A 15,783-nucleotide genomic window follows, 5' to 3' on the forward strand; every position below is an offset into this window, starting at 1 on the left:
ATTCTCTATTTGATCGATTGAGACGATTTTCATTTCACGCGCTAGTGTTGAAGAATACGATATCGGAGACTCCGCTAAAATGGCAACGAAACAGCAGTTTAACAGTTTTGAGGAACTGATTTCCGGCTCTCAAACGCCCATCCTCGTAGACTTCTACGCGACTTGGTGTGGTCCTTGCCAAATGATGTCTGGCTTTCTCGATCTAGTGAAGGATAGCCTCCAAGATCAAATGAAAATTGTCAAGATCGATGTAGACAAGTATCCGGAAATTGCCAGCCAATACGATATTTCGGCACTTCCGACTTTGGTACTGTTCAAAGAAGCAAAACCTGTCGATCGTATTGAAGGTGTCCTGAGACCGCAACAACTCATCGATCGGGTTCAGCCGTTTCTCTAAAATCTGAACTCGTACTCGAATACCCCTTGACTATCGCCAGAGAAGTTGGTTGAGCCACGGAACAGGAAGTTTTCGTTAAATCGATAGCGAATCCCGAACTGAGTCGGCTGATCTGCCGTTAACACTCGCAACACCGATGCCGATAAGTTGCCAGTGATATCGAACCCAACTTCAGCAGCGAGTCCGAGGGTCGAACTGCGCTGTTGACCTCGATCGAGCAAGGTTGGAAATAATCGAAAATCACTCAGACCGAGTGCATTTCCAATAAAGCCCTGAATGTTGGTCAACAGCGCTGATCCCGCCAAGTTTGCAATGCCTAAAGCACTATCACCGCGTCCTAGAGTATTCACAAATCCGCCACCAATCAGAGAAACAATCTCATTGCGGCTCCGACTCGGACTGCTCGTGAGTTCTAAGTTCTCGAACAGTTGACTAGCAGGTCCGGCTACTCTTGCCTGAACTCGCACCGTTCGGAGTGAGCCGAGATTTGCAACCGCAACCGAATCATCAATAAACTCTGCACTTCCAGGAGCAGCAATTCGGCTGCGAGTCACTTCAGGAACCGAAGCAATTAAGCGCACATCCAGCACTGGATCAAGCCCTCGATCGCGCTGGAAAATCGCAGTCTGTGGATAGCCTCGCTCTAGTACAAACTGGGTCGTAAATAAGTTAACTTGTCCACTTCTAAGACGAATCGTTCCTTCAGGTTGCGGCGCGTCGATCGTTCCGTTCACATTCAAATCACCGAAAGCGACGAAGTTAATCAGCGGCGCACGAACAATCTGAACTCGATCGCCCAAAACCAGCCTTAAATTGTTAAGTCTCACGACAGGCTGAATTCCGGTTGGTGCAGTACTTGGGGTTGTTGGTGTTCCACCTGCGGCTTCGGTATCTGGAAGTTGAATCTGTCCGTCTGCAAGTTGAACTTGTCCGCCGATTTCGGGAACCAGTGCGGTTCCGGTGACAGTTACATTTCCCGTGACTCCACCTTGATACAGTCCTCTACGATCGATACGAATGCGATCGAGATTAATCACTAAGGGATTGTTCGGGTCAGCATCCGCCGCCACAAGAATCGGTAACACTCCTTTGGCAGTAACTTGTCCGTTCTCGAACTGTCCTTGTACACCCTGAACATCAATGCGATCGCGGTTGAACACGATCGATCCATTGATGTTTCTTAACGGGGCTTGGAGTGCAGTCGCTTCGATCGTCGCACCATTCAGGTTGATTGCACCGACTACTTCTGGGCGTAGTAAAGTTCCTGAAACATTGAGCTTCACATCCCCTTGACCGCCCCGCCAAGCAAGTTGCGGCACAAACAAATTCAGAATAGAGAGTCCTTCGTTTCTCACATCCACATTCAGACTGATCTCATTGCTTGTGGGTCGAACACTCTCTGGTAAGAGTTGATACGGAAAACTGCCATCAATTCGGACAGGTTCATTCGGTGCAGTAGCAAGTGCAATATTGCTACCAAAATTCAGTCGAGCATTGTTATAAGTAAAGTTGCCTGTAGCAGTTTCAACAGGTGTAGCATCAAGGAAACCATCAATCACTTGAATCTGTCCGACGACAGAAGGATTCGTGCGAGTCCCGCTAATGGTGACGGTGGAATTGAGTTTGCCATCAATACCGAGAGGCAATGGATAAAAGCGATCGATTTGTTCGATCGGTAAGTTCTGTGCGGTTAACTGTCCGAATTGCGTCTCACCACCGAACTGTCCAGTTAAGTTAATCTGAGAGCTACCAGATTGAATTCTCAATGGTTCTAAGCTGACGACTCCATTGTTTACACTACCCAAAGCAATCACAGATTCAGCCGTAAGAATGCGATCGTTCACAGGCTGCAATTGTCCATTCACCAATCGAATCTGAGCTTGATATGGACGATATTCAACATTCTGCGCTCTCAAGTCAAAATCAGCTTGAACCCCTTCTGAAAGTGAAGCGCTGACTGTAATTTCACCCCCAAAGTTACCGCGCACATCTGCGGTTTGAGGAATTCGATTTTCTGCGATCGCTTGATTGTTCAGTCGCAGTAACGTATTAATCTCTGCAAATCGCCGCAGTTGATCGAGTAAAGAAGCTTGTGGATCACCGACTGGAACTGGATTGAGTGCATTAGCGCGATCGTATGTGGGAGCTTGTGCGCCACGAGTAAAATCTTGCAGATCAAAGAACTGTAAACCACCCAGTACATCCTCGATTCTGCCTTGTGCGATCGTGATTTTGCCATTGAATCTCGGATCAGATCTCAGATCAACATTGCCTGAAAGCGTGTACTTGCTCTGTCCGCTTGTCAGTGTTGTATCCCTAAATTCAAAGACATTGTTCCGATTCACAAAAGCGGTCGTGGCAGTATCAGCTTGGAATGTTCCAATTCGCAGATTTTGTACCGTTGCATTGCCATCAATCACACGCAACTGATCGAGATCAATACTCAGATTGCCTGCTAATGTTCCACCGACTCTACTAAATTGGGAGAGATTCACACCTGGAAGAACAAAACCATCGATCGGGAATTGCTGAATTGCAACTTGGAATACGTTGCCTCTGGTCTGTCCAACTAAGGTGGCTTCGTCGCGTTGAACGAGTAGCGATCGAGGTCTAAAGTTTGGTTCTAAGTTCAATGCGATCCGATCTTGAGCACCCCGAACATTCAGATCGAAGCCTTGAGGCAGTAAGCTTAAGTTCCCACTCAGTACCGGATCAAAGACAATTCCATTGAGCGATAGTCCGCGAACAATAACATTGCTAACGACTCTTGGCTGATTCGGTGTTCCGGTGACACGCCCCGTTAAATCGACTGTGCCGGAAAGCTGAGTCACCGGAGGACTAGGAATTGGTAAGTTTGCCAGCGCGTATCCGTTGGCTTGAATTGCCAAATCAAGACCTGTAATTTGTGGTGTTCCGCTGACATCTGCTAAGATTGCGCCACTTGCTCGAAATCCTTGTGCGGTAGCTTGTGGAATGTTCAACCGCTGACCATCCCAATTGATCTGTGCGGTTAAAGGTTGATCAATCAGAGCAATCCCTTGAGACAATCTCACCTGTCCATCGGCTCGAATTGCTTCTGGTCGGAGTGCATTCAACGCGCCCGCCAGTCGAACATTCCCGCTCAAATCACCGCGCAATTCAGGCGAGAATTGATTGAGTGCAATGCCAGCAATTTCGGTATCTGCTTGAAAACGTCCTGCGATCGCATTAAAGTTCGCATTGATAAAACTATTTCCATTCGTGAGTCGCGCTTGTCCTCGCGCTTGAACATTCTCTAGTCCTGGCGCAGTCAATGATCCTGCTACTTCTGCGTTTCCATTGATCAAGCCTTGAACTTGTGGCGCAAATTGACTTGCCCGAACATTAGAAGCTTGAACGGTTCCTTGCCAACGTTGCCCGATCGTTCTTCCTTGAGCCGTGAGCGTTCCACCTGCCACTTGAAACACTGCATTTCGTAAAATCGCATTGCCACCCGTGACCACAACTTCACCTGTCCCCGGATAAGTTGCTTCTGGAGCTTGGAACTGCGCGATCGTTTGCACTTGATCCAATCGTCCAATGATTTGTCCTCGTGCATTCACGCGCCCGATCGTAACGGGTAAATCTCCAGCATTATACAGTTGTGCGATCGCATCTCCCGGAACATTCTGAGCTTGATAATTAATCGCGATCGACTGTGGCACATCCAAATCTATGTTGCCATTTGCAACAATGGTTCCACCGACTTGAGGTGTAGCGCGAATGTTCGTGAGTGCTAAGTTTGATGTCTCTGTATCGAGTCGAAAATCAGTACTCGCTTGAGTCAAATTCACTCGATCGACTCTTGCTGTTCTGGTATTGCGAACCCGACCTGTAATAATCGGGCTTTCTGCTTCGCCTGTCACTCGGACATCTGCGGTGGCTTCTCCAGTTGCATCAAACGGAAGATCAACATTGAACGTATCAAAAAAATCCCCAACCTGAAACGTTTTTGCATTGATCGCCAGATTGTAGCCTTTCTCAGTATCAATCTTTCCGTTTGCAGTCAGCGGAATCTTTCCAAGCTGCGATCGCACGTTATCCAAAGTAATCAACGTATCATCGATTTGCAAGTTACCCGATGACCTAGAGAATTCTGGCTGTAGCTGCGGAATCTGAACTGTCACATCTTTGAAATCGGCTGTTCCTTTGACGACTGGACGTTGATCCGGTCTAAGTTGAACATTCACATTCCCATTAGTTCGACCTTGCTTTAGATTGATCGGTAGCTTCACCAATCGATCGATTTCTACAGCTAAAAGATCGCGTCCTCGAATGTTCAGATTAGAGTTCAGACCGTCTTTAACAAGCGTCTCTCCTTTAAGGTCGATCGCACCTTGCTTGGTCGATTCACCATTGACATCATAGGCAATCCGTCGATTGTTATCAAAGAAATTTGCTGCCCCTGCAACCTGCCGGAATGTAACTGGAATTCTCTGCTGTCCTGGCTTTGGAAACGCATCTAATTCTAAATTACCGTCTCTAAATCGAATCCGATCTAGCTCAGTTCTAATCAATCCCTCTTGTTCTTGAGCTTTAATCTGTGTTTTAACCCAAACCCCATCTTTTTCCTGATCTAAATACACATCTGGCTGGAGCAATGTGATGTCTAGATTCAACGTGCGGGTGAGCAATAATTGTAACAAGTTAAAGTTCACTTCCACGCCTTCAACCGAAGCGCGATCGCGATCGTTTGGAGTTGCTGGAACCGAACTTTTCCCAAACCGCAAACTCGTTAATGAAAAGCCTTCGACCTGTCCGAGATCCACAGGTCGATCGAGCAATTCGCTCAAATTTCGTTCGATCAGCGGCGCGAGATCGTTCTGTACGAATTTTGACCCGTACCAGACTCCTGCACCGAGTCCTAACGCGCTGAGAATTGCGATCGGGACTCCGACGCGACCGAGCAGGACAAGCCACAAACGACGACGGGTGGGAGTTTCGGGACGATTGTTCGGGTCGGGGGATTGAGTCATCGGCTTGAATTCCGAGAGAAAGCCAATCTACCATTACCACACCCGCGAAACTCTAGTGCAAAGAATTTGACAAAAACTAGCGATAAGGATGATTTCGCGCTCAACTTCAAAAGGCGCACTTTGTACATTTCATGTTGAACAATTATGCTAAAACTGGCATATTAGACGGATGAATGTGAAATCGATCGAATGGATTGCCAGTTCTTTAGACGACCTGAAAAGTTTTCCTGAAGATGTACAGCAAATGATGGGCTTTGCTCTATATCAAGCTCAGTGTGGTGAAAAACATCCTGATGCTAAACCGCTAAAGGGATTCAAAGGAGCAACAACGCTCGAAATTGTTGAAGACTTTGACGGAGATACCTATCGTGCCGTCTACACCGTCAAATTTGAAGGAGTTGTGTATGTGCTACACGCTTTTCAGAAGAAATCTAAGCACAGAATTGTAACCCCCAAACAAGACATTGAATTGATCGAGCGTCGATTAAAGCGTGCAAAAGAACATTACGAGCAAACCTACAAACAAGTTCAGGAGTAGCAGGATGAATGAAGAAATGCAAGTTCACTCAAGCTCTGGTAATGTTTTTGCGGATTTGGAATTAGCAAACTCTGACGAGCTATTGGTGAAAGCAGAGTTAGTCCGTCAGATCAGCCAAGTCATTTCAGCAAAAAATCTCACTCAAACTGAAACAGCGAAACTGCTTGGAATTGATCAGCCAAAAGTCTCTGCGCTCTTGCGGGGTAAGCTGTCCGGTTTCTCAACAGAACGGCTTTTTCGATTTCTCAATTTGCTAGGAAGCGATGTAGAAATTCGTGTAATACACACAACATCGAACAGTGAGGCACACACAAAAGTTGTAAGTGCTTAGAGAGTAGACTTCCTGCATGAATCGAAAATGCCCCCTGAATTCCATTCGCCAGGGCATTCATGCAGGAAGTCTAGTGTTTGAGAAGTAATTGTCTATCGCATTCACCCGCCCGGAAATGAATCTCCGGGCTAATCAGGGGAAGCCCACTAAACTGGGCTAAGAACTCTAAATTGCGCTCCAGTCCGCTTCAGCGGGGTTTTCTCCATTAGCCCGGAGATTCATTTCCGGGCGGACTCGCGACGCAGCAAAGCCGCTTTTTATCCTTCTCAAACACCCTCTTAGGCTGAACAGCGATCGTAAATTCTTGATCGCTGTTCAACTCAAACTTTAAATCGAACAACTCAAGTCGCCTGCTCTTTGGGTGAAGCGCAAATTCTCTCGGTAGTCCACTGGGCAATCAATCACGGCTGGAACATCTTGATCGAGTGCTTCTTTCAAGGTTGGAATGAGTTCAGCAACCGATTGCACTCGATAGCCTTTTAAGCCCATGCTTTCCGCAAATTTGACGAAATCAGGATTGCCAAACTTGATAAACGAAGAGTGTCCGAAATGGTTTTCTTGCTTCCACTCGATCAAGCCGTAGCCTCCGTCATTAAAGATGATCGTCACAAAAGCAGTTCCAACTCTCAGCGCGGTTTCTAGCTCTTGACAGTTCATCATGAAGCCACCATCCCCTGTAACAGCCACAATCTTACGATCGGGATGTACCAATTTCGCTGCGATCGCACCTGGAATCGCAATTCCCATCGCTGCAAATCCATTCGAGATGATGCAAGTATTCGGACGATGACAGTGATAATGTCGAGCCATCCACATCTTATGAGCACCGACATCAGAAATTACAATGTCATCGGCTCCCATCACTTGCCGTAAGTCGTAAATTAGCTTCTGAGGCTTGATCGGGAATCCTTCATCGTTCGCATATTGAGAATAGTCACTGCGAATCTCAGGACGCAAAGTGAGCGCGTGAGGATCAGGTTTGCCATCTCGATCGCAGCGATACAAAATCTCTTGAAGTGAGTCAGAAATTTCACCCACAACTTCTGCGATCGGCATATAGCTACTATCCACTTCAGCGGGTGTACTGCCGATATGAATCACTGGAATTTTGCCTTCTGGATTCCATTTCTTCGGTGAGTATTCGATCAAGTCATACCCGATCGCGATGACTAAATCAGCTTGATCAAATCCACAGCTAATGTAGTCTCGTTGCTGTAGTCCAACTGCCCACAGTGCTAAGGGATGCGGGTAAGGAATCACACCTTTACCCATAAACGTATTGGCGACTGGAATGTTTAATCGAGTCGCGAACTTAGTCAACATCTCACTCGCATCACCGCGAATTGCACCATTTCCAACCAAGATCAAAGGATTCTCTGCATCATTGATCGCAGCAGCAGCTTTCTCGATACTGCGGAAAGAAGCAAAGGATTTTTCAATGTTGTCACAGTTTAAAGGTCTACCTTCGACAGGCATTGCTGCGATGTTCTCAGGAAGATCAATATGAACGGCTCCAGGCTTTTCAGTTTGGGCAATCTTGAAGGCTTTGCGAACAATTTCTGCGGTGTTACTGGGTCTCACGATCTGAGCATTCCACTTGGTCACAGGCGCAAACATGGCGACGAGATCAAGATATTGATGCGATTCGATGTGCATCCGATCGGTTCCGACTTGTCCCGTAATGGCAACTAATGGAGCACGATCGAGGTTTGCATCTGCTACCCCGGTCATCAGATTCGTTGCACCCGGACCTAGTGTAGATAAACACACTCCAGCTCTTCCAGTGAGTCGTCCATAGACATCTGCCATGAATGCTGCACCTTGTTCGTGTCGGGTGGTAATGAATCGGATCGATGAACTTTGTAGAGCTTCCAAAACGTGCAGGTTTTCTTCTCCCGGTAGACCAAAGATATATTCCACACCTTCTGCTTCCAAACATCGGACTAATAGTTCTGCGGTATTCATGCTTGTCTCCTGGGATAGGGAATTGTCCGTATAGTAATAGCTCAGAATTTGCGAATTAGAAAACGTTTTTATTGATGAATTGAATGTTGAATTTGGGCATGGATCGCTGCTATTTCACCCAAACGGTTTTAACATTGACGAACTCTAGAATGCCTTCGCGTCCGAGTTCTCGCCCGAAGCCCGATCGCTTAATTCCGCCAAACGGCAATTTCAGATCAGACTTCACCATGCCATTAATAAACACTGATCCAGATTCAATTTCCTGAATCAATCGATCGCGTTCTGTTTCGTCCTGTGTCCAAGCACTCGCACCCAGTCCAAACGGAGAATCATTCGCACGAGCGATCGCACTTTCCAAATCAGGCACTCGGAACACTAAAGCAACGGGACCAAAAAACTCGTCATACTCTGCTAAACAGCCCTTGGGAATCTCAGACAAAATTGTGGGTGGATAGAAATTACCCGGTCGATCGCGAATCGGTTCACCTCCGATCAGAACTTTCGCACCTTGTTGAATCGAAGTCTGAACTTGCTGATCTAAGTCTTTCAGAATTCCCGCAGTGGCAAGTGGTCCAATGTCAGTTTCCGGTAACATTGGATCGCCGATTTTCAGGGCTTTGTATTGTTCGACCAAGCGATCGACAAACTGATCAGCAATTTCATCAGCAACAATAAATCGTTTCGCAGCAATACAAGACTGTCCATTGTTAATCATTCGGGCGGTGACGGCTGTTTTTACTGCCTGTTCGAGATCGGCACTTGGCATCACAATAAAAGGATCACTACCACCGAGTTCGAGCACGACTTTCTTAATGTGCTTTCCTGCGATCGAGGCTAAACTTGCTCCAGCGGGTTCACTTCCGGTTAAAGTCGCAGCTTTTACTCGATCGTCTTCTACAATCGCTGCGACTTTATCGGCTCCCACTAACAAAGTTTGAAATGCTCCAGTCGGAAAGCCAGCACGAGTAAAAACTTCTTCGATCGCGAGGGCGGACTGTGGCACATTTGAGGCGTGTTTGAGTAAGCCAACATTCCCTGCCATCAGTGCGGGAGCAGCGAACCGGAACACTTGCCAAAATGGGAAATTCCAGGGCATCACGGCTAGAATTACGCCCAAGGGTTGATAGCGTACAAAGCTTGATGATGCTTCGGTTTGTATTGGCACATCTACGAGAAAGGTTGCTGCCTGCTCTGCGTAGAAGCGACACACCGAAGCCGACTTTTCCACTTCCGCGATCGCAGCTTTGATCGGTTTGCCCATTTCCAGCGTGATCAAAGCTCCGAAGCGATCTCGCTCTTGTTCTAGAATGTTCGCGGCTGCCAAAAGCCATTCCGCACGTTGCGACATTGAAATCGATCGATACTTCAAAAACTGCGAATGAGCTATTTCGATCCGAGTCTCGATTTCAGCATCCGAGAGCGCATCAAACGTTTTGACGGTTTCTCCGGTCACAGGGTTGATTGTTGCGATCGCCATCCCTCTACCTCTTTCTCAAAAAATAAACAGCACAATTGCAGCGATCGAGAGGTCGCTATCACAATTGGCTGAAGTGGTAATTTTTTCACAACTAAAATAAAAACGCGCAGCTTGCGACGTTATTCCAACTCAATGCTTCTACTTCTAATTTTGACAACGATCGTACAGAACGGCGAATAAACTATGATTAAGATTGTGAATGTAGCTACTCATAGTTTGATTAATTTACTTGGACAAACTAAGCCACAAAGATAAATGTTAGTGACAAAATAGCAAAATCTTGCAAAAAGCTTAAGGTTCTTTGGTAAGCGTAGATACAAATTCAGAATCCGATACGATAAGAATTAATACCAGACCTGCGATCGAGTCAAATTATTGCTTAAGCATGACGATGGAAGATTGTGGGCAGCGTGGAAAAACCCTACAAATAAACTTAAATTTGGCTATACTGACTGGGTAGTGAATACAAACCAGATTGAGGGCGCTCGGATGTACCGCCTTTGACAATGCTTTGTCCAGTCTTACAGTGCCTTGAGTGTTACGAAAGCCTTGAGTTGGACTTAGTTTTGAAATGAATTGGGAAGGCTCCTTGAATAAACCGATCGTGCTCGCAGTGGACGATAATCTCGATAATCTAGTACTGCTCGAATTTCAGCTTGCCGCTGTGACGGATTGCGCGGTCGTGACGGCAACAACCGGAGAAGCAGCACTGCATCTCGCAGAATACAGTCAGCCTGATTTAATTTTGCTAGATATTCAACTACCCGACATTAGTGGAGTTGAAGTGGCTCAACGCCTGAGACAATCCCCGACAACGAATCGTATTCCGATCGTCGCTTTAACCGCACTTGCCAGAAATGAAGATCGCGATCGTATCCTCAATTCTGGCTGTAACGACTATCTGACCAAGCCCTACGAGCTAGATGATTTGCAAGCTGTCGTTACTCATCATCTGTCGCTGCCATGTTCTCCTCTCTAGAGCGACGGGATTGAGACTCACGTAATTGCGGTGCTTCTTCTAAAACGACGATCGTTCCAGTGCGTCCTGTATCAAAAGTCGCATCACTGAGAATATCAATCACTTTCACACCAACAATCTCTTCGATCATGGCTTGTAGCTGAGGATGAAGTGCTTTATCGAGATCGTTGTGAACTTTCTCTGCCAAGTCTTCTTGTCCCGTTTCAAGCAGTAACTGTTCCGGTTTGGTGATTGAATCTTCCAGCACAATGATCACTTTGCCATCTGCAATATGGCATTGAACGCGGCTGGGCTGGTGTCCGAGTTGGGTTCGATAAAAAGCTTGTACTCTCTGGGATAAGGTGCGCTCCAATTGCCCGCGAGTCGGTAAAGCAGTCGAGGTCATAATAGTTAAGTCATATAGATTACCACGTTGCTATTATTGCGACCTCGCTTTAGGTTCTAATCTCCCCAGAGAAATGTTTCTGCTGTAAGATTCTCAGCTTTTAGAGTTAGCGAACTTCGATCAATCCGTTCACAATGGTGAGGACGATCGACAATCCAATCAGTATCCAAAGCACGAATCCCGGTACAAATGCAAACAGTCCAATTCCGCGTAGAATCCATACGATCGCGGTTAAAGCAAGAACGACAACATACACAACGGCTCTAGAGTTATTCGGCTGATTCATAACCATCTTTATCCAATCGGGTCGATCCCACTATAGACAGACTTTTTAGAATCTTCATCAGTTAAAAACAGTTGTTTGACCGAATGCCTGCTATCTTTACGGGTGATTGGTGTGAGGAGTGACTGAAAATGCTGACATTAATTTCTGAAACGGCTGCTTTGATGCAAGGCGAAATTGTTCTGAGTACGCGATCGCATTCCGCTTGGGGTGGAGCGGTGACGGCAAAAATGTATTTACCGATCGCGCTTCCGTCGGTGTGGCAACAAGTGACCGATTATCCGCGCTGGGTGCAATATTTCCCGGATGTGACAAAAAGCGAGATTCGGCAGGTCTTGGAACAATCTGGTATCAAACGAATTTATCAAGCAGCAAGTAAGGCGTTTCTGATTTTCACGGCTCAGGTCGATATCACACTGAGAGTGTTAGAGACTCAAAATCAGCGAGTTCAATTTTTCCTAGAATCCGGTAGTTTCAGCGATTTTCAAGCCGATTTACAACTACAACCGCATGGCGATGGAACGATTCTGACTTATTCCGTACAAGCGACTCCCACGATTCCAGTTCCAAGTTTCTTGATCGAGCAAGCGATCCGACTCGATCTGCCTACAAATTTACGACAAATGCGATCGGTCATCTGTACGGGACGATAATCGCGATCGTTGTAAAAACCCGACCTTGACAATCGCCACGATCGGGGTTGGTTCAATTTAAAAGTGCTTATTGTGCGCGGGGAGCGGTCGAAGGCACTGCTGCTTCGTTATACCGCCGTGGCACTTGAGCAAAACGATAGTTCGTTAACTGACTTGCGATCGTAAAGTGCTGATTAATAAGCGGTAATCCTTGATTCGCAAGCGCAATCAAGCTGGGATTCCGACCAAATGCCGCTTCACGTTGGAATAGAGATGCCGCCTCTAAGTGAGCATTCACCCCTTCATCCAAATACGCCGAATCAAACTGTGCTCCTGACAGTTGCGAGAACCGTTGCATAATTGCTTGATACTTCGGACCTGGAGCCGTCGGCAATGTTACTCGAAGACGAGGAGCAATCCGCTGCAACTGTTGTGCATTGTTTTGTTGTTCTGCAATCTCAGCTTGAGCAAACTGGCGTACTGATTGATTGTTCGATTTTTTCAGTGCTTCCTGACCCAGCATGATGTTTGCTAGTCCAAACTGTGCCGCTTCATTCACAAACGCAATATCAACCGCATTCGCCTGATTTGCTGGAACAATCGGAAGAAGACGGGGTGACTGTTGAGCATTCACCTGCGAAAAAAACGAACCCCCGATCGCGAAACACAACCCCACGATCGCAGAAATTGCCACAATAAAATACTTTTTGAACATGAAAACTGTCCTATTTTTACGAAGAGAATGAGCGTGAATTGGGGGAAATTCCACAAAATCCCACAAAATTCCACAGTTGCTCTGTTCTCAATGTTCGTCTCTGGGATGACAGTTTCCTCTCTCTCAAGAAGTGTTCAGAAGGCTTAGATTCCAGATCCGTCTAAGAATTCGTCGATCACACGATCGCGGATTCGACACGCTTCTCCTTCGGGTTTCGCCTCCGCTGCTGGCATCGCATAACAAGCCGCTAACGAATCACGAGTTTGCAAGATTTGAAGCTGCTGTTCTAACGACTCGATTCGATCGACTAATGCCCGAATCACTTGTGCTTCAGAGTCCGGTAATCGTCCATGTTCTAACGGTTCAACGCGCTCACCCGCTCGATACACAATTCGTCCTGGAACGCCCACAACCGTGCAATCCGACGGAACATCCCGCAAGACAACCGATCCCGCCCCAATGCGAACATTGTTTCCGAGTTGAATGTTTCCTAAAACCTTCGCGCCCGCGCCCACGATGACATTTTCGCCCAGCGTGGGATGGCGTTTTCCACATTCTTTCCCAGTTCCACCAAGCGTCACACCTTGGTAAATCAAAGCGTAATCTCCAATAATCGCGGTTTCTCCAATCACCACGCCCATGCCGTGATCGATAAAAACTCCTTGACCGATCGTAGCTCCAGGGTGAATCTCAATTCCGGTCAGAAATCGAGCAATCTGTGAAATCAGTCTTGGCACAAATGGCATCCCCACTTTGAACAGCCAGTGAGCAATCCGATGAAACATCAAAGCCTGCAACCCCGGATAGCAGAACAAGACTTCCATCCAGTTGCGGGCGGCAGGGTCACGATCGAAAATAATTTTGAAGTCAGCAATCAGGCTTTTCAGCACAGTGGCATCCCTATGTGGCGTGATAAGACCAAAACTTATCTTAGCGTGTCAAGTGAATCGAGGTCATCCGCATTGGAATTTCAACAAACCCCCTATAATTAAAGACTGCAATTCTCTCTCTTGCTACTCATGTCAGACGAACTCCGCCAAACTCGAATCGAGAAAGTTGACCAACTCAAACAGTTGGGGATCAATCCTTATGCCTACCGCTGGGAATCGACTCATTCAGCGGCGGAATTGCAGAATAAATTTGCGGAGTTGCCGAACGGTGAGGAAGATCCGACCGAAGTCGCGATCGCAGGTCGCGTCATGCTTCGCCGCTTCCTCGGAAAGTTAGCCTTTTTCACAATTCAAGACGAAACCGGAACGATTCAGCTTTACCTCGAAAAGAAGCGCATTCAAGAACACATGGGCGAAACTGCCTTTAAGCAGCTTGATAAACTTTGTGATGCAGGCGATTTTCTAGGGGTAAAGGGCACGATCAAACGCACCGATAAAGGCGAATTGTCGGTGTACGTGAAAGAGTACACAATGCTCACAAAATCACTGTTGCCGTTACCGGATAAGTGGCATGGTCTAACCGATGTTGCAAAACGGTATCGTCAACGCTATGTCGATTTGATTGTGAATCCTGAAGTGCGCGATACTTTCCGCAAACGGGCATTGATTACGGCTGGAATTCGCCGCTATTTGGATGAGCAGGGCTTTATCGAGATTGAAACACCTGTGTTGATGAGTGAAGCGGGTGGAGCCGATGCGCGTCCGTTTATCACGTATCACAACACGTTAGATATGCAGCTTTATCTACGGATTGCAACAGAACTGCACCTAAAGCGGCTGATTGTGGGGGGATTTGAGAAAGTCTTTGAACTTGGTCGCATCTTCAGAAACGAAGGAATCTCGACGCGGCACAATCCAGAATTTACAACGATCGAGCTTTATCAAGCTTACGCCGACTATCACGACATGATGAATCTCACCGAGGCAATCATCACGAACGTGGCACAGAAAGTTCTCGGAACACTCAAAATAAACTATCAAGGCGAAGAGGTTGATCTCACTCCACCTTGGCGACGAGTCACAATGCACGAAGTTGTCCAGGAAAAAACAGGAATCGATTTTGCTCAATTTACCGATTTAGAGCAAGCAAAAGAAGCCGCGAAGAAAGCTGGACTTCAAAACATTGAGGATTGTTCGTCGATCGGTAAACTTTTGAACGAAGCTTTTGAGCAAACCGTTGAAACGACATTGATTCAACCGACGTTTATTCTGGATTACCCAGTTGAGATTTCTCCGCTGGCAAAACCACATCGATCGAAGCCTGGACTCGTCGAACGCTTTGAACTCTTCATGGTTGGACGAGAGACTGCGAATAGTTTCTCAGAGTTAACTGATCCTTTAGATCAACGCGATCGCCTAGAAGCCCAAGCCGCCAGAAAAGCCGCTGGAGACCTCGAAGCGCATGGAGTCGATGAAGATTTTCTGACCGCTCTAGAGTATGGAATGCCGCCGACTGGAGGATTGGGAATCGGTATCGATCGACTAGTCATGCTCTTAACCGATTCCGCCAGTATTCGCGATGTGATTGCATTCCCGCTTCTCAAACCAGAAAAGCCAGAAGAGGAATAGATTCAAATTGGAGCTTTGCAAAATAGAATTTGTGGCTGACTCAATCGCGACAAGTGTTCCACACTCATCTTGGTTGCTATAGCGCACGTCTGATACTCTTGGCATAATTTCTGATTGCGCTACTGCGGGTGCGAATTTGCCTAATGTAATCTGACATTTGCGGACTACAAACCGAGAGCCGTCGCAGATTGAACGTTGCTGCCTTCGTTGAAAATTCACACTAGGCGCATCTTCAAGATGTCAAAGTGCCATTCAATCCCACGTGACTCCGACATCGCTAGGCAATGCGTTCACTCGAATGCGGTTTAGATTACCGCAGCCTGGATGATGAGTCCATCGCTCACAAGCGCATCTATTGCCGCTGCCGAGTTTCCGATTGACATACTCACCGGGCTGAAGCCACGGTGATTCTTGACGCTTCACCGACTGACGCTACCGAGGTAAGTAGGAGAGCCAAATTAAACCGCTCGTTGGGTTTGGGTTTCGACTGCGCTCAACCCTCGAAGAATCGGGTGTTGCGCGTTGAGCGGAGTCGAAACGCATCTTACGATTAATCTCACCCATCTAC

The 15,783-nt window shown here is 46.9% G+C and carries 14 protein-coding genes; 6 read left to right on the top strand and 8 right to left on the bottom strand.

Annotated elements, in window-relative coordinates:
* Window positions 1-79: 79 nt before the first annotated feature.
* Window positions 80-397 (top strand): thioredoxin, encoded by a 318-nt coding sequence (gene trxA / locus ACQ4M5_RS06420; RefSeq protein WP_068379272.1) that lies wholly within the window; start codon window positions 80-82, stop codon window positions 395-397.
* On the opposite strand, the gene ACQ4M5_RS06425 is transcribed toward trxA, so the two are convergent.
* The gene (locus tag ACQ4M5_RS06425; RefSeq protein WP_430674787.1) at window positions 394-5,391 is read right to left on the bottom strand and encodes a translocation/assembly module TamB domain-containing protein; all 4,998 of its coding nucleotides are present in this window, start codon (window positions 5,389-5,391) and stop codon (window positions 394-396) included. The two genes, trxA and ACQ4M5_RS06425, sit on opposite strands and share 4 nt — an antisense overlap.
* A 169-nt stretch (window positions 5,392-5,560) precedes the next feature.
* Here ACQ4M5_RS06425 and ACQ4M5_RS06430 point away from each other — a divergent pair, with 169 nt between their 5' ends.
* Both ACQ4M5_RS06430 and ACQ4M5_RS06435 read left to right on the top strand, forming a co-directional pair.
* A complete protein-coding gene (locus tag ACQ4M5_RS06430; protein WP_430674788.1) occupies window positions 5,561-5,929 on the top strand; it encodes a type II toxin-antitoxin system RelE/ParE family toxin in 369 nt (122 codons plus the stop codon).
* Window positions 5,930-5,933: 4 nt separating this feature from the next.
* Window positions 5,934-6,260 carry a helix-turn-helix domain-containing protein gene (locus ACQ4M5_RS06435; protein ID WP_430674789.1) on the top strand — a complete coding sequence of 109 codons (327 nt, stop codon included), beginning with the start codon at window positions 5,934-5,936 and terminating at the stop codon, window positions 6,258-6,260.
* A gap of 327 nt (window positions 6,261-6,587) precedes the next feature.
* On the opposite strand, the gene ACQ4M5_RS06440 is transcribed toward ACQ4M5_RS06435, so the two are convergent.
* Both ACQ4M5_RS06440 and ACQ4M5_RS06445 read right to left on the bottom strand, forming a co-directional pair.
* Window positions 6,588-8,225, bottom strand: a complete 1,638-nt coding sequence (locus ACQ4M5_RS06440) for an acetolactate synthase large subunit (RefSeq protein ID WP_430674790.1) — start codon at window positions 8,223-8,225, stop codon at window positions 6,588-6,590.
* Between the two features lie 109 nt (window positions 8,226-8,334).
* Window positions 8,335-9,702 (bottom strand): NAD-dependent succinate-semialdehyde dehydrogenase, encoded by a 1,368-nt coding sequence (locus ACQ4M5_RS06445; protein ID WP_430674791.1) that lies wholly within the window; start codon window positions 9,700-9,702, stop codon window positions 8,335-8,337.
* Window positions 9,703-10,273: 571 nt separating this feature from the next.
* Between ACQ4M5_RS06445 and ACQ4M5_RS06450 the strand changes: the two genes are divergently transcribed.
* Complete coding sequence (locus ACQ4M5_RS06450) at window positions 10,274-10,681, top strand: response regulator (protein ID WP_430674792.1); 408 nt, start codon at window positions 10,274-10,276, stop codon at window positions 10,679-10,681.
* Here the strand turns inward: ACQ4M5_RS06450 and ACQ4M5_RS06455 are convergent.
* A complete protein-coding gene (locus ACQ4M5_RS06455) occupies window positions 10,644-11,066 on the bottom strand; it encodes a DUF2294 domain-containing protein (protein WP_430674793.1) in 423 nt (140 codons plus the stop codon). The two genes, ACQ4M5_RS06450 and ACQ4M5_RS06455, sit on opposite strands and share 38 nt — an antisense overlap.
* Window positions 11,067-11,172: 106 nt before the next feature.
* On the bottom strand, window positions 11,173-11,352 hold the full coding sequence (locus ACQ4M5_RS06460) for a hypothetical protein (RefSeq protein ID WP_068379294.1): 180 nt from the start codon (window positions 11,350-11,352) through the stop codon (window positions 11,173-11,175).
* 128 nt (window positions 11,353-11,480) lie between these two features.
* Between ACQ4M5_RS06460 and ACQ4M5_RS06465 the strand changes: the two genes are divergently transcribed.
* Window positions 11,481-12,002, top strand: coding sequence for an SRPBCC family protein (locus ACQ4M5_RS06465; protein ID WP_430674794.1), 522 nt, complete (start codon window positions 11,481-11,483; stop codon window positions 12,000-12,002).
* 67 nt (window positions 12,003-12,069) lie between these two features.
* Here ACQ4M5_RS06465 and ACQ4M5_RS06470 read toward each other — a convergent pair whose 3' ends face one another.
* A complete protein-coding gene (locus ACQ4M5_RS06470) occupies window positions 12,070-12,696 on the bottom strand; it encodes a DUF4142 domain-containing protein (protein ID WP_430674795.1) in 627 nt (208 codons plus the stop codon).
* Window positions 12,697-12,839: 143 nt separating this feature from the next.
* Window positions 12,840-13,586 (bottom strand): serine O-acetyltransferase, encoded by a 747-nt coding sequence (cysE, locus tag ACQ4M5_RS06475; protein WP_430674796.1) that lies wholly within the window; start codon window positions 13,584-13,586, stop codon window positions 12,840-12,842.
* A gap of 129 nt (window positions 13,587-13,715) precedes the next feature.
* On the opposite strand from cysE, the gene lysS reads away from it, so the two are divergent.
* Complete coding sequence (gene lysS / locus ACQ4M5_RS06480; protein WP_430674797.1) at window positions 13,716-15,215, top strand: lysine--tRNA ligase; 1,500 nt, start codon at window positions 13,716-13,718, stop codon at window positions 15,213-15,215.
* Between the two features lie 252 nt (window positions 15,216-15,467).
* On the opposite strand, the gene ACQ4M5_RS06485 is transcribed toward lysS, so the two are convergent.
* Window positions 15,468-15,638 (bottom strand): hypothetical protein, encoded by a 171-nt coding sequence (locus ACQ4M5_RS06485; RefSeq protein ID WP_430674798.1) that lies wholly within the window; start codon window positions 15,636-15,638, stop codon window positions 15,468-15,470.
* Window positions 15,639-15,783 lie beyond the last annotated feature (145 nt).

The organism is Leptolyngbya sp. AN10 (assembly GCF_050565645.1).
Classification (GTDB): Bacteria; Cyanobacteriota; Cyanobacteriia; order Leptolyngbyales; family Leptolyngbyaceae; genus Leptolyngbya.